Below are 23,347 nucleotides of genomic sequence, written 5' to 3'. Positions count from 1 at the left end.
TTCTACTCGCTTCTTGCAAGCATGTTTAAAATTATACCAATCAGCGATTATCGCTGACTGAAACTAAAGGGACAAAAGTGAGCCGTATTTTACGCTATTTATTTTTTCGGTAAACATACGGAAGAGGATCTTGCTGTTGACCAGCTCGTATCACTTCATAATGAACGTGTGCACCCGTTGAACGGCCAGTACTGCCCATTTTGGCTATTACTTGCCCTTTCGTTACCACGTCACCAATCTTAACATTAAGTTCCTTGTTATGCCCATAACGGGTAATCAATCCGTCACCATGATCAATTTCGACAAGGTTACCGTAACCATAACGCTCCCCAGACCACGTTACCAAGCCGGCACCAGTTGCAATAACATCGGCCCCTTCTTTCCCGGCAAAGTCTAAACCTTTGTGCATCGCAGGTAATCCAGAAAATGGATCTTTGCGTATGCCGTAGTAAGAAGATAACCATCCAGACTTGATTGGACGCCCCGTCAAATACCGCTGCTCATCTATATGGTGATTCATTAGTAAAGATTCAAGCACTAAAAGCTGCTGTGACTTGTCATCTATTTCAACCAACATAGTGTCAATTGAACTGAGCAGTGTATCACTTGAAGGAAGGGTAAGCTCAGCGTCATAGTTCAAACCACCGACTGGTGGAACGTCTGAGAAGTTAAATTCTTCGGGATTTAAATTGGCTTGCTCAACAAGACGCATGCCCAATGCATTTAAACGTTGCAGTTCACTTTGAACATCAGCGAGTTTTACCATCATGCCAGTAACACGCTGCTCGGTGGTTTGTCGAAGTTGTTCGACTTCTTGTTTCTGAGCATCTAGCCCAGCTTGTGCGAACTGAACCCGTGAAACAGATTCATCAGCCTGCTGCGTTGCCCGACCAGAGATCATCAACACGCCAAATACCAATGCAACGACAGTCATCAATTTCTTGATGCTGATGCTGTATTTAAATCGTGTTGTTTTGCCTTTATATAGAAGCGTTAAGCTCATAACCATTCATTCTCTTGCGGCACATTATTGCCAAATACTAACGTCTACTTACCGCTTCTTAAAGCATAGGCGAGTATCTGTCATCATAAAACCTGTGCACTTTTTATACTTATCTTTTTATGGCAGAGAGACCTTGTTTGTCACGATATAGCATCAATATCCACCCAAAGTGCGCTACAACGCCAACCCGTAACTTTACTGTTATGTCCACCCATTAATCAAGAGGGGAGCATAAAATATACCAGAAATATAAAAAATGCCGCTAAAAAGCGGCATTTTAAAGTAAAGTATATCGACTACCCAGCCAACACTGGGGATGCAAAACGAATTGGAAGCTCGTCTTTATTCTCGTAGGTAATGTATTCCCACGCGGTTTGGTCGTTTAACATAGCGTTGAGCAGTTTATTATTTAAACCATGACCTGTTTTGTAGGCTCTCAACTCACCAATAATGCTATGCCCACCCAAATATAAGTCACCAATAGCATCTAATATTTTGTGCTTTAAGAATTCGTCATCATAACGAAGGCCTTCTGGGTTCAGTACACGATATTCATCTAGCGCAACCGCATTTTCCATGCTTCCACCTAAAGCTAGGTTGTTCGCATTCATGTACTCTAAATCTTTCATAAACCCAAATGTACGTGCACGACTAACTTCATCGACATATGAATCTGCATTGAAGTCCATCACTACGTGCTGACGAGTCTGACTTATCACTGGGTGATCAAAATCGATAGCAAAATCAATTCGGAAGCCGTCATAAGGAACAAACTCAGCCCACTTGTCGCCATCTTCTACACGAATAGGCTTTTTAATACGAATAAAGCGCTTTGGCGCGTTAAGCTCTTCTATGCCCGCTGATTGCAATAAGAAGATAAATGGGCTGGCGCTTCCGTCCATAATAGGAAGTTCGTTACTATCGACTTCGATAATAATATTGTCGATCCCCATCCCAGCCAAGGCTGAAGCAAGGTGCTCAACGGTAGAAATGGTTTTACCGTCTTCATTTGATAGACAGGTACACAACATTGTATCGCCTACCGCATTTGCACGCGCAGGAATATCCACATAAGGCTCAAGATCTATGCGGCGAAATACGATCCCAGTATTCGCCGGCGCAGGCCGGAGAGTCATGGTGACCTTGTCACCTTTGTGCAGACCAATCCCTGTCTCTTGTACAGCATGTTTGATAGTGCGTTGTTTTATCATTGTACCTGTTAGCTCAAATATTAACCAACCGTAAAACGGGCGCGTATTCTAGCCGCTTACCTCTAGATTGTCAAAAAAACTTAACATTTAATAACCAATAGACCCTAACATATGGCTAAAGTTCGTTTTATCAACTACTTATCGCCTATTAGCGTCATTAGGCACGCTATTAGTCAGCTTGTTTTCTAAGGAATGCTGGAATATCTAAATATTCCAAATCATTGCCTACTTCGGCCTTTTCCTCTGGTGCTAACGCTTTATTGCCGTCAGTGTGCATGGCTGGCGCAGATTCAGCATTGGTCGAGCGTAGAGCAAACTCATTACTATCGGCTACCGTGCGTGAAGAACGGTTACTCACTAATGAAATATCAGGCTTACGTTCTGCGCCAATACCTGTCGCGACGACGGTTACACGAAGCTCATCGGTCATGTCCATATCGATAACAGTACCGACAACCACAGTTGCATTTTCTGATGCGAAGGCTTTTACAGCGTTACCCACTGTTTCAAACTCATCAATAGCAAAATCAGGGCCCGCAGTAATGTTAACCAAAATACCACGTGCGCCAGATAGGTCGATATCTTCTAGCAACGGACAAGCTATCGCAGACTCGGCGGCTTCTTCAGCACGATCTTCACCTGACGCAGCACCGCTTCCCATCATGGCTGTGCCCATTTCAGACATCACCGTTTTCACGTCTGCAAAGTCAACGTTAATCAAGCCTGGGCGTGTAATCAGTTCAGCAATACCTTGTACCGCACCGCGCAACACGTTATTTGCTTCGCTGAATGCCTGTAGTAATGGTGTGCCTTTACCCATTACTTTCAGTAGCTTTTCATTTGGAATCGTAATCAGAGAATCAACATACTTGGCAAGCTCTTCAATTCCTTGGTCGGCAAAATCTGTGCGCTTACGCCCTTCAAACGGAAACGGCTTAGTGACGACTGCGACAGTGAGAATACCTAGTTCTTTAGCAATCTTGGCTACTTCTGGTGCAGCCCCTGTACCTGTACCGCCGCCCATACCAGCGGTAATGAAGATCATATCGGCACCTTCAAGGGTTTGACGGATCGTTTCGCGATCTTCTTCGGCAGCCTCACGACCGATATTCGGATTCGCACCCGCACCCAATCCTTTCGTCACTGTAGAACCAATCTGTAACGTGACATCAGCTGAGGAGCTGCGCAACACCTGCGCATCGGTGTTTACAGCAATAAACTCTACACCTTCAATACTCTGGGATACCATGTGCTCGACTGCGTTTCCGCCGCCACCGCCAACACCTATTACTTTAATTACAGCTTCTTCGCTGTGACTATCCATTAATTCAAACATTTTTACTCTCCGATTTTCAGCGCAACAAGATACATACATGTGTTTTTAATACAATGAGAAAACATGATGCACCCCATATTCTTGTTACTCATTTAACAGGTTAAACCGTGTTAAAATTCCCCTTTGAACCAACTTTGTACACGTTGCCAAAGTCCATCAGTCTGTTTAGCTGCGTTAGCAGACTTTGACTGCACTGTTTCCTTTCCGTACTGCAACAAACCGACAGCGGTCGCAAAGGTGGCATCTTCAACATACTCTGATAAGCCTTTTACCCCCACCGGGGTGCCGACTCTTACAGGCATTTGAAATATTTCTTCTGCAAACTCAACAGCCCCTTCCATTTTTGCTGTACCGCCAGTTAAAACGATACCAGCAGCGATTTGCTCTTGTAATCCACTCCCACGAATTTCATCGTGAACTAGCTCGAACAACTCTTGGTAACGGGGCTCAATCACCTCGGCCAATGTATGGCGAGACATCGCCCGCGACGGTCTCCCGCCTACACTGGGCACTTCAATATTTTCTTCCATGCTCACCATATCTTTAAGTGCGCAAGCATAGTTAATTTTAATTTCTTCCGCGTGGCTAATAGGCGTTCTGAATATCTTCGCAATGTCACTTGTAATCTGATTGCCTGCCACAGGGATCACCGCGGTATGACGAATCGCGCCATCGGTATATATGACGATATCCATGGTGCCGCCGCCAATATCAACGACACACACGCCGAGCTCTTTTTCATCATCGGTGAGTACAGCATAACTCGACGCCAAGGCCGAAAATATCAGCTTGTCAGAATTTAGCTCGCAGCGCTCTACGCACTTAACTAAATTCTTCGCCATATCGTCAGCACAAGTAATAATGTGGGCCTCAGCTTCCATTCTCACACCAGACATACCAATCGGATTCTTAATTCCTTCTTGTACGTCGATCGTAAATTCTTGCGGCAACACATGAAGCAAACGTCTTTCGGCTGCAATCGGTACAGACCGCGCAGCATGAATGACGTTATCGACATCTTCCTGTGTCACTTCCTGGTTATTAATTGGCACCATGCCGTTTTCGTTCTGGCACTGAACGTGTCGACCTGAAATTGACATAAACACAGACGACACCCTGCAATCTGCCATCAACTCCATTTCATTAACAGCTTGCTGAACCGACTGTACGACAAGGTTGAGGTCATTTACCCCTCCTTTGTCCATGCCTTTGGATGCATGTGTACCTACGCCGACAATGCTGACATTGCCATCATCTAGCAATTCACCTACCACAGCTTTAATGGTGCTGGTGCCCATGTCTAAGCCAACGACAAGCTTTCTTTCTGCTACCTTAGACATCGCTATGTGCTCTCACGTAATTAACTCTCTCGTTCTGTTTGGTTCTCAGGTTTCCAACCTACCGCTAACCCCGTATCGTAGCGAAGATCCACATAAAGGACTTCTCTGGATTCCTTCGCTAATAAAGGATAAACATCAACAAAGCGCTGTAGCTTGTCGACAAACTGAGACCGTCCAAGTTTTAATTTAACTCCGTTGTTAAGTCGCACATCCCACGCGAATCGCTCACTTAACAACAATTCTTCAATTTTTAAACCAGTAGGTGCCAATAATGACTGCATGGCACGAAAGCCATTTAGTGCCGTCTGCTCACTGCCTCCAGGTCCAAACAAGGTTGGCAAACCGCTATTTTCCAGTGTTGCAGGAAAACTCTCGCCAAACTTGTTAAGCAATAAATCGTGATTCCATATCGCCGCAGGTTCTTGCTCAACCAAATACACACTCAGATTATTGGGCCAACGTTTTCTCACCGATGCCCGATACACCCAAGGCATTGCCTCTAAATCTCGATGAACGCTTTCTACATTCAACTCAAAAAAGCTGCCGGGATGAGACGTACGAATCATTTTTTCAATATCTCGCGGCGAAACATGGGCATACTGTCCCGACACCATAATGCGGTGAATTGGTGCTCGTTGTTCATCTTCCAACCAACGATTCACCTCGACTGCGCCATATATCAACGCAGTGATCACCGAAAGCAAAAAGACAACGCCTCCTAACTTGTGAGAAGTCGCTTTTTGCGTGTCGTTCACCGTACTACCTCACTGGTCTTAACGATCTCTAAGCACAGCTGTTCAAACGACAAACCCGCAACCCGTGCTGCCATCGGCACCAGACTTTTCTCCGTCATCCCCGGTACGGTATTCGCTTCCAACAAGTAAAATCTGCCGCTTTGATCTCGCATAAAATCAATGCGTCCCCAACCTGCACCACCAACCCCATCGAACGCTTTACACGCCAGCTCTCCCAACGCCATTTCATCCTCTTCAGATAAACCGCTTGGGCAATGGTATTCAGTTGAATCTGATTTGTATTTTGCCGTGTAATCGTAAAATGTACGCGGTGTAGCCATTCGAATAGACGGCAACGCACGCCCATTTAAAATAGAAACAGTATATTCAAGACCATCAATAAACTGTTCAATTAACACATTTTCATCGTACTTGAACGCATTTTGTATCGCGTTCTCGAGATCATCCACGCTGGTGACTTTAGCCATACCGATGCTAGACCCTTCCAACGCAGGCTTGACCATAACAATCTCACCTAAACGCGCCATTATAGCGGGGCAAGATCCTGCGTCAAAGTCCCTTTTTGTTGCGATTTCATACTTTGCCGTACTCAATCCCAAACTTTGCCACACTTGCTTGGTACGAATTTTATCCATTGCCAGTGCAGAGCCAAGCACACCACTTCCTGTGTAAGGCAGTCCCAACTGTTGCAAAGCGCCTTGCAAACTACCGTCTTCTCCCCCTCTGCCATGAAGGATAATGACAGCACGCGTAAACTTTTCATCAAGTAACTGTGATAGTGGTGCCTCGCTGGGATCAAATCCATGCGCGTCGATTCCCTGAGATTGAAGCGCTCGTAGTACCGCTTTACCTGAATTAAGCGACACGTCACGCTCAGCTGACGCACCGCCAAACATTACCGCAACTTTACCGAACGATTCGACAGTCATGCGTCACCTCCTTTCGATAAGCGCGAAGGCTCCATTTTTGCTTCTTGCAAGGTTTTTGCCAATTGGCCAATATTTCCTGCACCTTGTGTCATAACAACGTCTTTATCTGCGATAATATCTGCCAACAAAACTGGCAACTCATCTTTATCTCGCACATATATTGGCTCTATCTGTCCTCTTTGACGAATTGAGCGGCACAATGCTTTACTGTCTGCACCCTCAATCGCTTCTTCCCCTGCCGAGTACACCTCTAACAACAATAACACGTCAACTTGAGATAAAACGCGCACGAAGTCTTCATACAGATCGCGGGTTCGGCTGAAGCGATGAGGTTGATAGGCCATAACCAAACGCCGATCAGGCCAATTGGCTCGCGCGACTTTAATAGTCGCCTCGACTTCAGTTGGGTGATGACCATAATCATCCACTAAGGTAATGTCGCCCACAGATGTCGAGAAATCACCCAACATTTCAAACCGTCGGCCAATTCCACCAAATGACGCCAGCGCACGCTGAATCGCATCGTCATTAATACCCACGTCTGTTGCTACGGCAATGGCTGCCAATGCATTCAACACATTGTGATGGCCGCCCGTATTAAGGGTTACGCGTAAATCAGCCATGCCTGCTCTGACAACGGTAAACTCGCTGCTATTCAAGCGATGCTCAATATTGGTAGCGCGAATGTCTGCATCTTCAGACACGCCGTATGTCACATATTTTCGCCCTATACGCGGCAGTAACTCTTTAATGACAGGATCATCACCGCATAACACAGCCAAGCCATAAAACGGCAAGTTATGCAAAAACTCTATGTACGTGTCGAGCATACGTTGGAAGTCACCCTCATAGGTGTCCATATGATCGGCTTCAATATTCGTGACCACTGACACCATAGGCTGTAAGTGTATGAAAGACGCGTCACTTTCATCTGCTTCCGCAATGAGATACTTACTTTTACCTAATCGCGCATTTGTGCCCGCGCTATTCAGTAATCCACCAATTACGAAAGTGGGATCAAGCCCAGCTTCAGCAAAAATAGTAGCCGTTAGTGACGTAGTTGTGGTTTTACCGTGGGTTCCCGCAACAGCAATACCATGTCGAAAACGCATTAATTCAGCCAGCATTTCAGCACGTCGAATCACCGGCGTGCGTGCTTCTTGGGCTGCTTTTATTTCTGCATTTTCTAGATTAATGGCACTAGAGACCACTACAACATCTGCATTTTCTACATTTTCCGCATCGTGGCCGACATAGATATCTGCCCCTTTGCCGAGCAACCTCCGTGTCATCGCATTCTGATTCTGGTCAGAACCCGATACCTTGTAACCTTCATTCAGCAACACTTCAGCGATACCGCCCATTCCAGCGCCACCAATACCAACAAAATGAATACGCTCAATACGGCGCATTTCTGGCACTTGATAATTAATACTATCAACCTGGCTCATGACATACTTCCAGCAAGTTGATTACACACATTCGCAACATCTTCTGTTGCCTGATAGCGCGCAAGCGCTCGGGCACGTTGTCCCATTTTAAACAGGGTCTCAGGTGAAGAGACAACACGTTCAAGAATTGGCACTAAGCCTCCTTCAATCAATTCTTTTTGCGGCAAAAGAAACGCCGCTTCCTGATCAGATAAACTTTTGGCATTTTTTGTTTGATGATCATCGACTGCATGAGGCAGGGGCACAAACACTGCCGCAATACCCGAGGCCGCAACCTCAGCCACCGTTAACGCACCGGCACGGCAAATAACCAAATCAGCCCATGCATAAGCTTCTGCCATGTCATCAATAAACGGCACAACTTGCCATTGTAACTCAGCACACAAGTTGGCGGCTTGATAATTATCAATCACGCTCGGCTGGTGACCATTGCCACATTGATGTCGAACTTCCGCTGACGAAATCGAAGCCAAGGCTTTAGGAACACAATCATTTAATGCCTTTGCTCCTAGACTTCCACCTACCACCAATATGCGTATAGGTGTACTAGGCACACTAGTACGCTTAATATTCGAAAACGCCTTTCTTACAGGGTTACCTACCCAAGCAAATTTCTCAGGGCGCTCACTTTGCTGAGGGAAGGTATGGTCGAAGCCCATCAGTACCTTATTAGCAAATTTTGCCAATACTTTGTTGGTCAGCCCTGGCACCGCATTTTGCTCATGCAACACAAGCGGTTTACCTGCACACCATGCCGCAATTCCTCCAGGTCCACTGGCAAATCCTCCCATTCCCAGCACAACATCAGGCTGAAAATGTTTGATGACTGTCCGTGCTTGAAATATCGACTTGAGAATCTGAATCGGTGCTTTAAGTTTTCGCACTAGGCCGTTTCCGCGCACGCCGGCTACATCAATATAGTTAATTTTGTAGCCCGCTTTGGGGACTAACGTAGCCTCGAGTCTGGCTTCAGTCCCTAGCCATTCAATCTGCCATCCCTGTTCAGCCAACTTGTCAGCCACAGCCAAACCAGGAAAAACATGTCCTCCCGTTCCACCCGCCATGACTAATAATCGTTTAGGCATTGTCACCTCCCTCTTGGGAAGCTTTGACCTGTTCTATCACGTCGTTTACCGCTTGTTTACCCGTTCGTTTTTTCGCACGCCCTTTGCTCATTGCCTGTACGCCGTCCACGCGCAACTCAAAATCAATTCTAACCAACAATGCCACGGCTATTGCCATAATAATCATACTCGACCCGCCATAGCTCACTAGCGGTAGAGTTAACCCTTTGGTGGGTAAAATTCCCGATGCAGCACCAATGTTCACTGCAGTTTGAAAACTAAACCAAATACCGATGGCATACGCCAAATACGCATCGAATGGACGATCTTTTGCTAAGGCACGATTTCCAATCTGCATGGTTTTAAATACCATTGCAAAAATCAATGCCAATACGATGAACACCCCGAAGAACCCCAGTTCTTCAGCTAAAATCGCAACAATAAAGTCGTTGTGGGCCTCCGGTAAAAATTCCAATTTTTGCAAACTATTGCCCAAACCTTGGCCGAAGAAATCGCCGCGCCCGAAGGCCATTAATGATTGTGTTAACTGGTATCCGCTACCAAATGGATCAGCCCAAGGATCTAAAAATGAAACAACGCGCTTTAGTCGATAACTCTCAAAGAAGATTAACGCGACAATCGCAAGCACACCCGCAAATGCGAGTCCAAAAAACTGCCAAAGTTTCGAGCCAGCCAAAAACAACAAGCCGACGGTGGTAGCAAACATCACAACCACGGTACCTAAATCAGGCTGCATCAGTAACAAAACTGCCAATGCGAAAAATACGACCAGCGGTTTAATAAAGCCTTTCAGGTTTTCCGTCACTTCATCATACCGACGAACCAAGTACCCAGCCAAATAGCAAAAGAAAAATAGCTTTGCGGGCTCGGCCGCTTGAATAGTAATAGGCCCCAATGCCAACCACCGGGTACTCCCGTTAACGCTACGCCCAACCAGCAGTACTGCAACCAGTAAAGCGATAGCAAACAGCAACAAATATGGGTTGCTGATACGCCACCAACGCATCGGAATCTGTAAAACTATAGTCGCTGCGATCAAGGCCAGCACAATATAGATGACATGGCGAATAGCAATATGAAATGGGTTATCGTATAAACGCGCAGACACTGGCATAGATGCAGATGTAACGATAATTAAGCCAATCGACAATAGCGCCAGTGCCAGCAACAATAAGTAAACATCAAAAGGTGCGCCATCAACACGTGTGTCATGTTGGCGAGAGAAGAGTTCTCGTAACTGTTTGATATGATCTGAAGCTGACATGTGCCCTATCATGCTGATAACGCCTCCACCGCAGACGCAAACACCTGACCGCGATGTTGATAGTTATCAAACATATCTAAACTGGCGCATGCAGGCGACAATAACACCACATCACCAACTTCTGTGATTGTTGCTGCAAAATTCACTGCCTCAGCCAAGCTATCAAATTTTTTAGCCTTTGGCTGAATAGCACTGAACTTATCTGCATCCCTTCCAATCAGCAGCAATTCTGCAACTTCATGTTTTAGTGCAGAATCCAGAGGTGACAGATCTGCCCCTTTGCTATCTCCACCAGCGATTAAAATTAATTTTCCACGCCCTAATGTAGGCTTAATCCCCTCTATTGCAGCCAACGTAGCGCCGACATTGGTTGCTTTAGAGTCATTAATCCATGTTGTACCATGACGATTAGTTACCACTTCGCACCGATGTGGTAATCCTTTAAACCGTTTTGCCCCTTCAATCACAGCTTCTTCTGTCGCGCCCGCTAATAAGGCACACATTGCTGCGGCCTGAATATTAAGCGCATTATGCGCGCCCATCACTGCACACTCACTTAATGGTAAGAACGGACGGCCATGCAATAAAATGGTTTGAGTTTGCGGATTCCAGCTAAATGCAGAGTCACACACCGATAAGCCAAACGTATGCTTAACATCAACACGCATTGGCCACGTATTCGCATCTTCTCGGTGACACACTTGAAATGTGCTATTTAGATAAATACGGCGCTTCATATTCACGTACGTATCCATGTCACCGTGGCGATCAAGGTGGTCATCGGAAACATTAAGCACACAGGCTACTTTTGGCGCCAAAGAATGAATGGTTTCCAGCTGAAAGCTAGACAGTTCAAGAACCAAAATATCCGCCTCACACTCCAGTAAGTCGAGAACGGGAACACCGATATTTCCACCCATTTTAGCGGTCAGTCCTGATGCCTGAAGCATGTCGTGTACTAAGGTAGTTACCGAAGATTTGCCATTTGATCCGGTAATCGCAACGACTGGCGTCTGGTTAAATCGAGCGAATAGCTCTACATCACCAATCACTTCAATCCCCTTCTCGTTGGCAGCATGTAACGGCACATGTTTGGGGTCCACACCCGGACTAATCACTACTAATTCTGCATTGGCAATCGCATCTGCGCAGTACCGACCTAACACTACTTTGGCATCGATACCTTGAGTATCGAGATACGCACGGCTATCTGTCACCGTTACCTCCGCATTGTGCTTGCGTAGAAACGCGACACACGAACGTCCAGTAGCGCCGAGACCGACAACCGTTATGCGTTTATGTTCAAGCCAATCGTAGTGCAGCAATGCTATTACCTCAGTTTCAGCGTGGCTAAGCCAACCAATACGAGAATGAGTGAAATGATCCAAAAACGGACAATCACACGAGGCTCTGGCCAACCTTTAAGCTCATAGTGATGGTGAATAGGCGCCATACGAAATATGCGCTTGCCTCTGAGTTTGTAAGATCCCACCTGTAAGATGACCGATAGCGTTTCAATAACAAACACACCGCCCATAATTACCAGTACGATTTCTTGACGAACCAACACGGCCATAACGCCCAATGTAGCGCCCAGCGCCAACGAGCCAACATCGCCCATGAAGACTTGCGCCGGATAGGTATTGAACCACAGGAAACCCAATCCTGCGCCGACAATAGCGGTACACACTACAACCAATTCACTGGTTAGTGGGATATAGGGGATATTCAGATAGCTAGAAAAATTCACATTACCAGTGGCATACGCGAATATTGCTAATGCACCTGCTACTAAGATGGTTGGCACAATAGCAAGACCGTCTAACCCGTCAGTAAGGTTCACCGCATTACTGGTTCCCACGATAGTAAAGTATGTCATGACGATAAAAAACAGCCCTAGCTGCGGCATAACTTCTTTAAAAAATGGCACGAGCAAAGCAGTTTCAGCAGGATCCTGAGCATTCGCATACAGATAAACCGCCACCACAATGGCAATCACTGACTGCCAAAAATACTTCCATTTTGCGATCAGGCCTTTGGAATCTTTGCGGATCACCTTGCGATAATCATCTACAAAACCAATCAAACCGTACCCTACAACAACAGCAAGAGTGACCCATACATAACGATTACTAAGGTCGCCCCACAACAGAACGCTACTTACAATAGACGCAAGTATTAGTAACCCACCCATAGTAGGCGTGCCTGCTTTAGATAGATGCGATTGCGGGCCATCATCTCTGACAGTTTGTCCAATTTGCATGGTTTGCAACCATGTGATCATTTTCGGACCAATTATTACCGCCATCAACAATGCGGTTAAGGTGCTTAAAATGGCACGCATCGTCAGGTAGGAAAATACATTAAATCCTGATTCGAATTGTTGTAGCCAATCGGCTAACCACATCAACATGCAATTCGCTCCCTGACGCGCTCAAGCTTTCCCACGGGGGATACCTCCAATGCTTTCACGACGCGTTCCATACGTGCACTACGAGATCCTTTCACCAAAATACTTATATCTCGCTGCTCGTTGCCGATTTCTTTTACGACACTTTCCACCAAGTCTTCTAATTCGCTAAAATGTTGTCCGCCAAAACCATCGCTTGCGCTTTGGCTCAACACACCAAGTGTAAAGAGATCATTGATGCCCTTTTGCTTTGCATATTCGCCCACTTGCTCATGATAGAAACGAGACTTCTCACCCAATTCGCCAATATCGCCTAGAATCAGAATTTTACGTCCATGGAAACTGCTCAATAGATCAATCGCAGCGTTTACTGATGCGACATTCGCGTTATATGTATCGTCTAGTATTTTCACTTGATTGGTGAGTTGCATGACTTGCAAGCGTCCGCCTACTTGTACCATGTTTTCAAGTCCATACTTGACGTCTTCTAAGCTTGCGCCCACTTCCATTGCAAGCGCGCAGGCCACAAGTGCATTGGCAACATTGTGAATACCTGGTAACGCTAAGTTCACCATCATACTGCCAGAAGGGGTAATCAATCTAAATTCGGCACACCCGCTTAAGCCAAGCTGAACGTCTTCTGAATGAAAGTCAGCATCTGCATCCATTGCAAAGCTTTTGATGCGGGTGTTGAATAATTTACCCTGCCAAAATTTATAAAATTGACTATCTGCATTCAGAATCGCGCAACCTGATTTAGGTAGTCCTTTAAATATCTCGCTCTTCGCACGAGCGACACCAAGCAAGCTACCAAACCCTTCTAAATGCGCGGCAGCAGCATTAACGATTGTCGCCACATCGGGTTTAACCAAATTGGTGGTATACGCAATTTCGCCTAGGTGGTTGGCACCCATCTCAATCACGGCGTACTCGTGATCCTGTTCTAAGCGAAGCAACGTCAGCGGCACGCCAATGTCATTGTTAAAGTTGCCGCTTGTGGACAGCACTTTGCCTTTGCGCGATAAAATAGCCGCTACCATTTCACGCACGGTTGTTTTACCTGAGCTACCCGTAACCCCAACAGTTTTCGGCGCTACAGCCTGTTTAACGGCTGCGCCCAAGTGCCCTAAGGCAAGGCGCGTATCGTCTACCAAAATATATGGCAATTTAGTGTCAACCGGTTGAGAGACAATCAACGCTTTCGCGCCACGCTCTACCGCGGTTTCAATGAATTGATGACCATCAAAATTTGGCCCTACTAACGCAAGAAAAAGATCTCCGTCGGCAAGGGTGCGAGTATCTGTACTTACACCGGCGATTTGGCGATCTTCACCTGTCAGCGTCCCTTGCACTTTTTCTGCAATCCATGACAGTGTTACAGCGATCATTGCCCATTCCCCTTTAAGAGTTGTTGTACGTATTGTCGTTCGTTGTAATCTAACACTTGGTCGCCAATGATTTGATAATCCTCATGCCCTTTACCAGCCACAAGAATCAAATCGTGCTTGTCCGTTTGCGTCAGTGCTTGCTTAATCGCAGTTTGGCGATCTACCTCTACAAGCACGCTGTCGGGTTGACGACATCCCGACAAAATATCTTTAATAATGTGATGAGGATCTTCTGAGCGGCTGTTATCTGACGTTAGAACAATACGATCTGCAAACTTTTCAGCCACTTCTCCCATCAATGAGCGTTTCCCTCTATCGCGATCACCGCCACAGCCAAACAGACAAACCAGCTCGCCCCGACAATGGGCTTTCACGGCAAGTAATACCTGCTCTAGTGCGTCAGGTGTATGGGCGTAATCTACAATAATATTGGCGTTATCACGCCCCTCAAAAATTTCCATTCTGCCCGCGACAGGACGCAAGGAGGAAATAGCTTTGACCAAAGCTGAAAACCGGTGTCCTAATGCTAATTGAGAGGCAAACGCCGCTAGGAAATTTGATACGTTAAACTTGCCAAACAAAGGCAGCACCACGTCAGCATTGCCCCAAGAACTAGACAGCCTGAATTGGCACCCGCTGCTCACATATTGAATGTTAGAAGCAACGCAATACTGACCACGCTCAGAAATCGTCTGAACAGACTGCTCAGTACTAAAGTAGATCACCTGCATGGCGTCGGGCTTTTCACTTAGCCAAGCATCAGATTCTATATCGTCAGCGTTTAACACCAATGTTTGAACACCGTCCAAATGGATTAATTGACGCTTAGCCTTTGCGTATTCTGCCATACTGCCGTGATAATCAAGGTGGTCACGGCTTAGATTAGTGAACACCGCAACGCGAATTCGCACATTATCAATGCGCCCTTGCACTAAGGCATGGGAAGACGCCTCCATCGCAACTTGCTTAACGCTATCTTGCTGATACTGCGAAAGTAGCCGTTGCATGTTTATCGCATCAGGTGTGGTATTCACTGACACTGCTAAATTTGACTCTTTGCCCGTGAAGATTCCCGTTCCTAACGTCCCAATTGAGGCGCTCTTTTCACCTAATGCATGGCGGAGTTGTGTGGTTAATTGTACCGTAGAGGTTTTACCGTTTGTGCCAGTCACAGCAATCACATCAAGCGAGTCAGAAGGTTGCCCATAAAACGCATCGGCAAGCGCTGACAACTGACGCAGTAAAGCATGAAAATAGACAATAACCGTTTGCTCACGCATTTCCACATGACCATGTTCATTATGCTCTTCAGTTTCAGCAATAATCAGTTTCGCGCCAAGGCTAATTGCTTGTGGAATAAAGTCTCTACCGTCTAACTGATGCCCTTTAATCGCAACAAATGCTTTGTGAATTGCCACTTCACGGCTATCTAATACCAAATCTGTAACAGGAATATCTGGGCAATCAATACCGTAGCCCGCCAATACCTCTTTGATGCTTTTCATTTGGCCGTTATCCTGCATTATCGCCTCCATGCACTGAGGCTAAAGATGAAACTTGTTTGTCGTCGGGTGGAATATTAAGAAGCTGTAACGCGCCCATCATAATTTTTGAAAATACTGGCGCAGCAGTGTCACCAGAGTGATACAAATCTCCGCCAGGCTCATTGATTAACACAACAATCGCGAGTTGAGGAGCAGACACAGGCGCAATACCAGCAAAAATATTGACATACTCTTCACCATACCCACCTGCGACGGCTTTGCGGCTGGTGCCCGTTTTACCCGCTACGCGGTAACCGGGCACACTGGCTTTTGTAGCCGTGCCGCCTTGTGCAACCACGCTTTCCATCATTTTTACAATGGCACTGGCGTTATGTTGATCAAGCACGCGCTCGCCTTCAGATGACGCCTTACCTTTAACAATAGTAAGCGGACGTTTAACGCCACCATTACCCAAAATGGTATACATGCGAGTAAGCTGCATGGCCGTCACCGACAAACCATAACCAAATGACAAAGTAGACAGCTCAAAATCAGACCAGCGACTACGTTCATGGAATATACCGCTACTTTCCCCCATTAAATGGGTGCCCGTATCTGACATTAGTCCCATGTTGTAATAGGTATCTAACAGGAACTCTTTCGGCACTGAAAGGGCTAACTTTGATGTCCCCATGTTACTGGACTTTTTAATAATCTCAGTAAGAGAGATTTCTCCATAATTACGCGGATCATCAACAATACTGCCACCCAGCCTCATCCAGCCTGGCGATGTATCGACCATGCCATCCGATTCGACTGCTCCGAATTCCAACGCACTGAGCACTGCGAGAGGCTTCACCGATGAACCGGGTTCAAATGCGTCAGTAATGGCGCGATTACGAATTCTATGAGCAGATACGCCCTTACGATTATTAGGATTAAAAGATGGACTATTGACCAACGCGAGGATTTCACCGGTATTTACATCTGCCACCACAGCAGATCCCGATGTCGCTTTGTAATAGCGCACGGCAGTTTTTAACTCTTTATAAGCGATAGCCTGAATGCGTTGGTCAATAGTTAACTGGAGATCTTTTGGGGCTTCTCCCTTTTGTTCTTCTAATATTTCAACCTGACGCCCTTTACCGTCTCTGCGGATTTTTCGGGTGTCAGGCGTTCCCGTCAACCATTCATTATAGATCTTTTCGATGCCTTCGATGCCTTTATCGTCAACATCGGTAAATCCAATCAATTGCGCGCTTACCTCACCTGTAGGATAAAAGCGGCGAGACTCGTTTCGTAAATACACACCGGGAATATCTAATTCGTCGACAAACTTAGCCATAGCGGGCGATACTTGACGCTGAATATACACAAAACGCTTTTTCGGGTTTGCCACTTTGTTAAACAGCGATTCTACATCTTGCCCAAGCACTTCTGCTAAGGCGGTCCAACGCCGCTTATCTTGCAAACTTTCATGCTGGTGAATCGTTTTAGGATCTGCCCAAATCGCACGAACGGGTACGCTCACTGCCAGCTCTTCACCGTGGCGATCTACAACAAGTCCGCGGTGCACTAAGGTATTTCGCGTACGCAGAGTTCGACTGTCTCCCTGCTTGATCAGCATGTCTGGTTCGATAACCTGAATATACGCCGCGCGGGCCGTCAAACCAACAAAGACAACCAAGATGACGCCAATAACCGTCCAAAAACGCCACTGTACTAATTTAGGCGCACTATTTTGTTTAGCTTGGCGTGTCGATTTGGTCATTTTATGCGCACCACCACTTCTTGTTCAGGTGTCGGGCGGTGCATATTCAAATGCTGCTCAACCATATCTTCAATGCGATTATGTTCTGTTAACGCACTTTGCTCCAAAATTAAATGACGCCACTCCACGTCAAGCTCATCTTTTTCTTGAATAAGTTGTTCAAGGGCAATGGCCATCTGGCGATTGTGGTGCGTACTTAAGATCACTGCCGCAGCACTGATTATAACGCCCATAAACAACAAAACCCGTAGCGGATGACGGGCAATTTCTGTGGCGATTAAACTCGCCAAATTGAAGTTGGTTTTCACATCGGTCATAGCTTTTCTGCCACCCGTAACACCGAACTTCTGGCGCGAATATTTTTATCTAGTTCCTCTTCTGATGGCTTAATGGCTTTTCCAATTAACGTCATCGCCCTAGAAGCTTGAATTTCTGCTTCGGTAATTGGCAATCCATGAGGCACCTGCTTTCCTCTGCTTTGTTCACGCATAAAGCGTTTAACAAGCCGATCCTCAAGGGAGTGAAAACTAATCACCGCAAGACGTCCGCCAGATTTCAATGATGCTAATGCGCCCTTAAGCCCTTGTCTGACTTCGTCCATTTCACTGTTAATGTAAATACGAATCCCTTGAAAACTTCGCGTAGCAGGATGCTTGAATTTATCTTTAACTGGCACAGCTTCGTCAATAAGAGCGGCAAGTTCTGCGGTGGTTTCTAACGGTTTTTCTTGTCTGCGGTTCACAATGGCATGTGCAATACGCTTACCAAACTTTTCTTCGCCAAATTCTTTGATAACCTGTGCAATATCTTGTTCTTCCGCAGTTGCTAACCATTCTGCAGCACTCATGCCGCGTGTGGTGTCCATGCGCATATCTAACGGACCGTTGCGCATGAAGCTAAAGCCTCGAGATGCGTCATCTAATTGCGGAGAAGACACGCCTAAGTCCATCAGTATGCCGTCGACTTCACCATGAATATTAAGTTGTTGGCACACAGATTCAATATCAGAAAATGGCGTGTGCACGATGCTAAAGCGCGGATCATCTTGGAAGCGTTTTGCTGACTCAATGGCTTGAGGATCGCGGTCAAGGCCGATTAACCGCCCCTGTTCTGAAAGTTGTTGAAGGATAACTTGCGAGTGACCGCCTCGTCCGAACGTTGCGTCAATATAAGTGCCATCAGGCTTAATTGCCAATGCTTCTACAGATTCGTGTAAAAGCACCGACAAATGCGAAAAAGGTTCATTCATTAAAGTGAGAAGTCCTGCAAACGTTCAGTTAATTCAAATTCACCTGACTTTTCAGTTTCAATGTCTTGGTGAACTTGTTCGTGCCAAATATTGGCATCCCAAATTTCAAACTTATTAAGTTGGCCTACCAGCATAATTTCTTTGTCTAGGCCAGCATGTTGACGCAGTGGCGCTGATAATAAGAATCGGCCACTCTTATCCATCTCGCCTTCCATTGCGTAACCAAGCAAAAGTCTTTGCAACCGACGTTCGTGAGGATTCATTGACGACAGCTTGCTTAACTTAAGCTCAATTTCTTCCCATTCAGTTAAGGGGTAAAGCAGCAAACAGCTTTGTTGCGTATCTATCGTACAAACCAGTTGTCCGTGGCAATCATCAAGAAGCGCTTGCCGATACCGCGTTGGTATCGTCACCCTTCCTTTAGCATCAAGATTGATTGCATTTGCCCCGCGGAACATTCCTATAGCCTTTATTATTTCGTTATCATTATTGGTTTTAACATCTATTTGGCACTGGTTTGTGACACTACGAGATCAAATTGATCCACTTTTTGCCACATTTACCCACATTGCACAGTGTAGGTATCAATTCACGTCTATGTCAAGGATTAAAGTTGTCTATTTGATCGTGCTGGAAGCCAGAAGAATCAAGGGATTGCTCTAAAAAGCATGAAGTGGCTGAAAAGTGGGGATTTTATTTACAACGCCGATAAAAGGCGTAAGTCAATTCATAGTCTTAAATGCGTGAAAATTACTTACCAATGCAAATATTCGGCTTAAAATAGTTAAGCAACATCGATTTTATCTTATTCGATAAGACACAAGATTTTATATAAATCTAGACGGGAGCGCTAGGCTCTGTTGTACTTACTTTGTGTATTGTGCTTATTAGCTTCAATAACCATACGCAGTGTCAAAATTAAGCGTTTTTTAAGAGGGATAACTCATGACAGTGGACTCATGCATATTAGCCATAGATCAAGGAACTACATCTAGCCGCGCCATCGTATTTAGCCCATTTTCAGATATTGTCAGTGTCTCTCAGCAAGAATTTCAACAACATTATCCCGCTGACGGATGGGTTGAACATGATCCCGAAGACATATGGAATAGCACGCTCTCTGTCTGTAAAAAAGCGCTTGCACAGGCAAAAGCAAAAGGTGCTCACGTTGCAGCCATCGGTATTACAAATCAGCGAGAAACCACAATAATTTGGGATAAAGAAACGGGACAGCCTATTTACAATGGAATTGTTTGGCAAGACCGCCGTACTGCCAATAGTTGTCGCTCGTTAAGAGACTCAGGTTTGGAAAAGTCTGTCTCTGAGCGCACTGGATTACTGCTTGACCCTTATTTTTCTGCCACCAAAATCAAATGGATTCTAGACAATGTCGAAGGTGCAAAGGCCCGTGCGGCATCTGGAAAGTTAGCTTTTGGCACCGTAGATAGCTTCCTGATCTGGCGACTCACTGGCGGTACCATTCATGCAACCGATGTAACAAACGCCAGTCGCACAAACCTGTATAACATCCATGACATGCGGTGGGATGACGAATTGCTTAAGCTATTTGGCATTCCTAAGGCTATATTACCAGAGGTAAAACAGTGCAATGATGATTACGGTCATACTCAGGTCGCACTGCTTGGAGAATCAATCCCCATTCTTGGCGTGGCAGGTGATCAACAAGCCGCAGCGATCGGCCAATGCTGTTTCGAAAAAGGCAATATTAAAAGCACATATGGTACGGGTTGCTTTGTATTACTTAACACAGGTGCACAGGCCGTTCAGTCAAACAACAAACTGCTTTCAACCATAGCTTATACTATCAATGATACAACTCACTATGCCTTAGAGGGCTCAATTTTTATTGCTGGAGCTGCGGTGCAATGGCTTAGAGACGGCATTCAGGTTATTGAACGTGCCGCCGACACACAACGCTTAGCGAAGCAATTAGACTACAATCATGGCGTGTATATGGTTCCTGCTTTTGCTGGGCTAGGTGCGCCCTATTGGCAGCCTCATGCACGAGGGGCCATTTATGGTCTCACACGTGCATCAGATGCTCGACATTTAGCGCGAGCAGCATTAGAAGCTGTGTGCTATCAAACAAGCGATTTACTTCATGCAATGCAGCAAGACGGCGTTAAGCCGACAGCATTACGTGTTGATGGCGGCATGGTGGCGAATGACTGGGCTTGTCAGTTTCTTTCTGACATCTTGAACATTTCAGTGCAACGACCACGGGTGATGGAAACCACAGCCCTTGGTGCAGCATACCTTGCAGGGCTGCAAGCAGGTATCTATGCATCAACCGATGCATTATGCCATCACAATTCAGTAGAAAGTACATTTACAGCATCATTAGATGAGACTACCCGCCGATCACTATTGTCTGGCTGGCAACGTGCTGTAAGCAGCACGCTCGATTTTGCAAAGTAAAAGGCAGGTGCGTAACACCTGCCTTTTAAATGCGTTTCCTTTGAAATATACCGCTATTCAGCGGTCTACCAAATGGTAAGATTACTGTTTCTCAGCGTTATCCGCTTTATCTGCATTATTGAAGTGCAGCTGAATTGCACGAACAGGTGATTCCGTTTTAGCTGACAATTGTACTAGACGGTTCATCTGACCTAGTGACAATAACATTGCGTAAATAGCACCAAGAAAACCCGACTTTTTCAAATCAAGAGTCTGCTCATCTGACAATGCATTTAAGCGCGCTTCACTTACGGTAATAATGCCAGTCACATTACGCTGCTTGCCGTCAGCGTAATGTACCATTAAGTTGACTTCTTCTAATAACGCAAGTTCATTGAGCTTTTTGATAAACTTTTGTGTTGCAATTTCACTGTTGGCAATATCACCCAACAATTGCTGACGATTTTTTAGAAAATCGCTTGGCTCACCATCATCGTTGAATAGCGATTCACCGTTATCCGAAATCAAATCACTATTTTCATCAATGAAAACACCTAATGTGTCGCCATCTGGACGAACATCAAAAGGAAAGCGTTGGATATTCAATGGTACGGCGTGCCCAGACCACTTACCATCAATCATGAACAAGTTTTGCTTATCTTCTATACCTAGCATTGCGATAACGTGATGGTTACCTGTCGCAGGATCCTTAATTAACGCAATCGGCATGCAAGTCGCAACCTGAGCGAATTCTCTTAACGTTACCGCTGACAAGTGCGTGTCTTTTGCGAATTCAAAATTATGTCTGACGTTTACCTTCAAAGCACGGTGCTTTTCTTTATCTAGGGGAATATAGTTTGTAGCCATTTATTCTAATCTCATTATTTTAGGATACTTCGCGCTATTTAGATGAACGCAAAGATAAAAACTGTGTTCGGTCTACTCGAACTTTCATGCCAGCATGTATTGTCATCAGAATCGAAAAACGAATGATGCAGTGGAACCTATTTACCGAAGTTTGTCGGACTATGAAGATAGCCGCGAACGGTTAACCAGTATGGCGTCTGAATCTCATTTTATTGACAACGAAAATTAACAGATACCTGCAACTGCTGGCATATCTGGAAGAGCATACTAGCCCATTTAAATCTAGGATACTAGATACGGATAGCACAAATACGATATTGGTGTCGTTACACTCATTTAGGCCATTGTTATTGCATCAATTTTTCTATCAGAGAAAGGGTAAAATTGACCGTTACCGTTCTTTAAAAGGTATTCGCATCATTTCATCGCGAAGCCAAGCTATCGCTTTAGAACGAGACTTAAAAAAGCGTGCATTTTGATTTTTCAATGCGGGTGTGCGGTCGAGTATGATGAACTTCTTCACTTCGCTATCAATAATGAGTGCCTTGGCGACTAAATTCTGATTATTCAACCAAGTATTGTAGCGGTTCAAGATTTCATAGGCTTCAGGTGTCCCACCTTCCATTTTAAGGTCATCAATTAACATGGAAAACGGCCGACCATCAAATTTTGCCACGGCGGCTTTTACTTTGTTAACGTATTGCTCTGTTCCCTCGTGATTAAACATACCGATTAACTGAACTTCAATAATATCGTCTTGAATTACAACTGAAAAATCACCATGAGCTGCATACATACTATTATCAAACCACCATCAAAAATAGGTAAGAATCATAACCGAAAAAACGTACCATGAGATAGACGTTATAAAAATGAATTTCACAGTTTGCTAGGCCGTCATTCAAATAAGAATGATTGAATTTAGTTACCCAATCCCTTCACCATAAAGCAACTATTTGGGTCGTTTTCATATTGAGCGAAAGGTTGGCAATAGTGAAATCCCTGCTTTTTGTAAAACGTTCGTGCGGGCAGAAAATAGTCGTGAGTTCCCGTTTCTAAATACAACATTTCAATCCCTTGTCGTGTTGCAAAATCACTGACGTGTTCCAATAATTGAGAGGCAACCCCCTTTCCACGATGCCCTATAGCGGTGCGCATCGACTTTATTTCAGCCTCTCGATCATTTAAACATTTGAGGGCAATGCAACCAGCCAACGAGTGATTAAACCAACCGCTAAAAAAATGGATATCGTTAGTTTTAAGTCTATCAATATCCAAAGCATGTACGCTGTCAGCGGGCGATGTCGCATACATATCAGACAAGTGCTCTTCAAGCAGTGCAATAATTTGAGGGTGTTCAACATTACCCCGTTTTATCTTCATGTT

Annotated in this window: 21 protein-coding genes; 1 reads left to right on the top strand and 20 read right to left on the bottom strand. The window is 45.3% G+C overall.

Annotated elements, in window-relative coordinates; translation table 11 throughout:
- Positions 1-94: 94 nt before the first annotated feature.
- The 17 genes from OE749_RS09315 to mraZ all read right to left on the bottom strand — a co-directional run bounded on the left by OE749_RS09315 (position 95) and on the right by mraZ (position 19,134).
- Complete coding sequence (locus OE749_RS09315; RefSeq protein ID WP_263712176.1) at positions 95-1,003, bottom strand: peptidoglycan DD-metalloendopeptidase family protein; 909 nt, start codon at positions 1,001-1,003, stop codon at positions 95-97.
- A 296-nt stretch (positions 1,004-1,299) separates the two neighbouring features.
- Positions 1,300-2,214, bottom strand: a complete 915-nt coding sequence (gene lpxC, locus OE749_RS09310) for a UDP-3-O-acyl-N-acetylglucosamine deacetylase (protein WP_263712175.1) — start codon at positions 2,212-2,214, stop codon at positions 1,300-1,302.
- Positions 2,215-2,383: 169 nt separating this feature from the next.
- The gene (gene ftsZ, locus OE749_RS09305; RefSeq protein ID WP_263712174.1) at positions 2,384-3,550 is read right to left on the bottom strand and encodes a cell division protein FtsZ; all 1,167 of its coding nucleotides are present in this window, start codon (positions 3,548-3,550) and stop codon (positions 2,384-2,386) included.
- Positions 3,551-3,660: 110 nt separating this feature from the next.
- Positions 3,661-4,890, bottom strand: a complete 1,230-nt coding sequence (gene ftsA, locus OE749_RS09300) for a cell division protein FtsA (protein WP_263712173.1) — start codon at positions 4,888-4,890, stop codon at positions 3,661-3,663.
- Positions 4,891-4,910: 20 nt separating this feature from the next.
- Complete coding sequence (locus OE749_RS09295) at positions 4,911-5,645, bottom strand: cell division protein FtsQ/DivIB (RefSeq protein WP_263712172.1); 735 nt, start codon at positions 5,643-5,645, stop codon at positions 4,911-4,913.
- The gene (locus OE749_RS09290; protein ID WP_263712171.1) at positions 5,642-6,574 is read right to left on the bottom strand and encodes a D-alanine--D-alanine ligase; all 933 of its coding nucleotides are present in this window, start codon (positions 6,572-6,574) and stop codon (positions 5,642-5,644) included. Before OE749_RS09290 ends, OE749_RS09295 begins: the two co-directional genes overlap by 4 nt.
- Positions 6,571-8,025 (bottom strand): UDP-N-acetylmuramate--L-alanine ligase, encoded by a 1,455-nt coding sequence (gene murC, locus OE749_RS09285; protein WP_263712170.1) that lies wholly within the window; start codon positions 8,023-8,025, stop codon positions 6,571-6,573. The genes OE749_RS09290 and murC overlap by 4 nt, the downstream gene beginning before the upstream one ends.
- Positions 8,022-9,110, bottom strand: coding sequence for an undecaprenyldiphospho-muramoylpentapeptide beta-N-acetylglucosaminyltransferase (murG, locus tag OE749_RS09280; RefSeq protein WP_263712169.1), 1,089 nt, complete (start codon positions 9,108-9,110; stop codon positions 8,022-8,024). Before murG ends, murC begins: the two co-directional genes overlap by 4 nt.
- Entirely contained in the window at positions 9,103-10,374 is a 1,272-nt protein-coding gene (ftsW, locus tag OE749_RS09275) for a cell division protein FtsW (protein ID WP_263712168.1), read from the bottom strand. The genes murG and ftsW overlap by 8 nt, the downstream gene beginning before the upstream one ends.
- An 8-nt stretch (positions 10,375-10,382) precedes the next feature.
- Positions 10,383-11,699, bottom strand: coding sequence for a UDP-N-acetylmuramoyl-L-alanine--D-glutamate ligase (gene murD, locus OE749_RS09270; protein ID WP_263712167.1), 1,317 nt, complete (start codon positions 11,697-11,699; stop codon positions 10,383-10,385).
- 5 nt (positions 11,700-11,704) lie between these two features.
- On the bottom strand, positions 11,705-12,787 hold the full coding sequence (mraY, locus tag OE749_RS09265; RefSeq protein ID WP_263712166.1) for a phospho-N-acetylmuramoyl-pentapeptide-transferase: 1,083 nt from the start codon (positions 12,785-12,787) through the stop codon (positions 11,705-11,707).
- Positions 12,781-14,172, bottom strand: a complete 1,392-nt coding sequence (locus OE749_RS09260; RefSeq protein ID WP_263712165.1) for a UDP-N-acetylmuramoyl-tripeptide--D-alanyl-D-alanine ligase — start codon at positions 14,170-14,172, stop codon at positions 12,781-12,783. Before OE749_RS09260 ends, mraY begins: the two co-directional genes overlap by 7 nt.
- On the bottom strand, positions 14,169-15,695 hold the full coding sequence (murE, locus tag OE749_RS09255; protein WP_263712164.1) for a UDP-N-acetylmuramoyl-L-alanyl-D-glutamate--2,6-diaminopimelate ligase: 1,527 nt from the start codon (positions 15,693-15,695) through the stop codon (positions 14,169-14,171). The genes OE749_RS09260 and murE overlap by 4 nt, the downstream gene beginning before the upstream one ends.
- Positions 15,685-17,427, bottom strand: coding sequence for a penicillin-binding transpeptidase domain-containing protein (locus tag OE749_RS09250; protein WP_263712163.1), 1,743 nt, complete (start codon positions 17,425-17,427; stop codon positions 15,685-15,687). The genes murE and OE749_RS09250 overlap by 11 nt, the downstream gene beginning before the upstream one ends.
- Entirely contained in the window at positions 17,424-17,744 is a 321-nt protein-coding gene (ftsL, locus tag OE749_RS09245; protein WP_263712162.1) for a cell division protein FtsL, read from the bottom strand. Before ftsL ends, OE749_RS09250 begins: the two co-directional genes overlap by 4 nt.
- A complete protein-coding gene (gene rsmH, locus OE749_RS09240; protein WP_263712161.1) occupies positions 17,741-18,676 on the bottom strand; it encodes a 16S rRNA (cytosine(1402)-N(4))-methyltransferase RsmH in 936 nt (311 codons plus the stop codon). The genes ftsL and rsmH overlap by 4 nt, the downstream gene beginning before the upstream one ends.
- Complete coding sequence (mraZ, locus tag OE749_RS09235; RefSeq protein WP_263712160.1) at positions 18,676-19,134, bottom strand: division/cell wall cluster transcriptional repressor MraZ; 459 nt, start codon at positions 19,132-19,134, stop codon at positions 18,676-18,678. Before mraZ ends, rsmH begins: the two co-directional genes overlap by 1 nt.
- A gap of 487 nt (positions 19,135-19,621) precedes the next feature.
- Between mraZ and glpK the strand changes: the two genes are divergently transcribed.
- The gene (gene glpK, locus OE749_RS09230; RefSeq protein WP_263712159.1) at positions 19,622-21,115 is read left to right on the top strand and encodes a glycerol kinase GlpK; all 1,494 of its coding nucleotides are present in this window, start codon (positions 19,622-19,624) and stop codon (positions 21,113-21,115) included.
- Positions 21,116-21,196: 81 nt separating this feature from the next.
- Here the strand turns inward: glpK and OE749_RS09225 are convergent, their stop codons facing one another.
- The 3 genes from OE749_RS09225 to OE749_RS09215 all read right to left on the bottom strand — a co-directional run bounded on the left by OE749_RS09225 (position 21,197) and on the right by OE749_RS09215 (position 23,344).
- Positions 21,197-21,961, bottom strand: coding sequence for a SapC family protein (locus tag OE749_RS09225; protein WP_263712158.1), 765 nt, complete (start codon positions 21,959-21,961; stop codon positions 21,197-21,199).
- Positions 21,962-22,352: 391 nt separating this feature from the next.
- The gene (locus OE749_RS09220; RefSeq protein WP_263712157.1) at positions 22,353-22,757 is read right to left on the bottom strand and encodes a hypothetical protein; all 405 of its coding nucleotides are present in this window, start codon (positions 22,755-22,757) and stop codon (positions 22,353-22,355) included.
- Positions 22,758-22,882: 125 nt separating this feature from the next.
- The gene (locus OE749_RS09215; protein ID WP_263712156.1) at positions 22,883-23,344 is read right to left on the bottom strand and encodes a GNAT family N-acetyltransferase; all 462 of its coding nucleotides are present in this window, start codon (positions 23,342-23,344) and stop codon (positions 22,883-22,885) included.
- Positions 23,345-23,347 lie beyond the last annotated feature (3 nt).

This window comes from Fluctibacter corallii, from assembly GCF_025751585.1.
GTDB classification, from domain to species: Bacteria; Pseudomonadota; Gammaproteobacteria; order Enterobacterales; family Alteromonadaceae; genus Fluctibacter_A; species Fluctibacter_A corallii.
Note: the sequence above shows the minus strand (reverse complement) of the source record. Positions and strands in the feature narration are given on the sequence as shown.

What these genes read in the sequence shown, in the direction of transcription:
- OE749_RS09315 (WP_263712176.1), bottom strand. Translation starts at nt 1,003, where the DNA reads ATGAGCTTAACGCTTCTATATAAAGGCAAAACAACACGATTTAAATAC.
- lpxC (WP_263712175.1), bottom strand. Translation starts at nt 2,214, where the DNA reads ATGATAAAACAACGCACTATCAAACATGCTGTACAAGAGACAGGGATT.
- ftsZ (WP_263712174.1), bottom strand. Translation starts at nt 3,550, where the DNA reads ATGTTTGAATTAATGGATAGTCACAGCGAAGAAGCTGTAATTAAAGTA.
- ftsA (WP_263712173.1), bottom strand. Translation starts at nt 4,890, where the DNA reads ATGTCTAAGGTAGCAGAAAGAAAGCTTGTCGTTGGCTTAGACATGGGC.
- OE749_RS09290 (WP_263712171.1), bottom strand. Translation starts at nt 6,574, where the DNA reads ATGACTGTCGAATCGTTCGGTAAAGTTGCGGTAATGTTTGGCGGTGCG.
- murC (WP_263712170.1), bottom strand. Translation starts at nt 8,025, where the DNA reads ATGAGCCAGGTTGATAGTATTAATTATCAAGTGCCAGAAATGCGCCGT.
- murG (WP_263712169.1), bottom strand. Translation starts at nt 9,110, where the DNA reads ATGCCTAAACGATTATTAGTCATGGCGGGTGGAACGGGAGGACATGTT.
- ftsW (WP_263712168.1), bottom strand. Translation starts at nt 10,374, where the DNA reads ATGTCAGCTTCAGATCATATCAAACAGTTACGAGAACTCTTCTCTCGC.
- mraY (WP_263712166.1), bottom strand. Translation starts at nt 12,787, where the DNA reads ATGTTGATGTGGTTAGCCGATTGGCTACAACAATTCGAATCAGGATTT.
- OE749_RS09260 (WP_263712165.1), bottom strand. Translation starts at nt 14,172, where the DNA reads ATGATCGCTGTAACACTGTCATGGATTGCAGAAAAAGTGCAAGGGACG.
- murE (WP_263712164.1), bottom strand. Translation starts at nt 15,695, where the DNA reads ATGCAGGATAACGGCCAAATGAAAAGCATCAAAGAGGTATTGGCGGGC.
- OE749_RS09250 (WP_263712163.1), bottom strand. Translation starts at nt 17,427, where the DNA reads ATGACCAAATCGACACGCCAAGCTAAACAAAATAGTGCGCCTAAATTA.
- ftsL (WP_263712162.1), bottom strand. Translation starts at nt 17,744, where the DNA reads ATGACCGATGTGAAAACCAACTTCAATTTGGCGAGTTTAATCGCCACA.
- rsmH (WP_263712161.1), bottom strand. Translation starts at nt 18,676, where the DNA reads ATGAATGAACCTTTTTCGCATTTGTCGGTGCTTTTACACGAATCTGTA.
- mraZ (WP_263712160.1), bottom strand. Translation starts at nt 19,134, where the DNA reads ATGTTCCGCGGGGCAAATGCAATCAATCTTGATGCTAAAGGAAGGGTG.
- glpK (WP_263712159.1), top strand. Translation starts at nt 19,622, where the DNA reads ATGACAGTGGACTCATGCATATTAGCCATAGATCAAGGAACTACATCT.
- OE749_RS09225 (WP_263712158.1), bottom strand. Translation starts at nt 21,961, where the DNA reads ATGGCTACAAACTATATTCCCCTAGATAAAGAAAAGCACCGTGCTTTG.
- OE749_RS09220 (WP_263712157.1), bottom strand. Translation starts at nt 22,757, where the DNA reads ATGTATGCAGCTCATGGTGATTTTTCAGTTGTAATTCAAGACGATATT.
- OE749_RS09215 (WP_263712156.1), bottom strand. Translation starts at nt 23,344, where the DNA reads ATGAAGATAAAACGGGGTAATGTTGAACACCCTCAAATTATTGCACTG.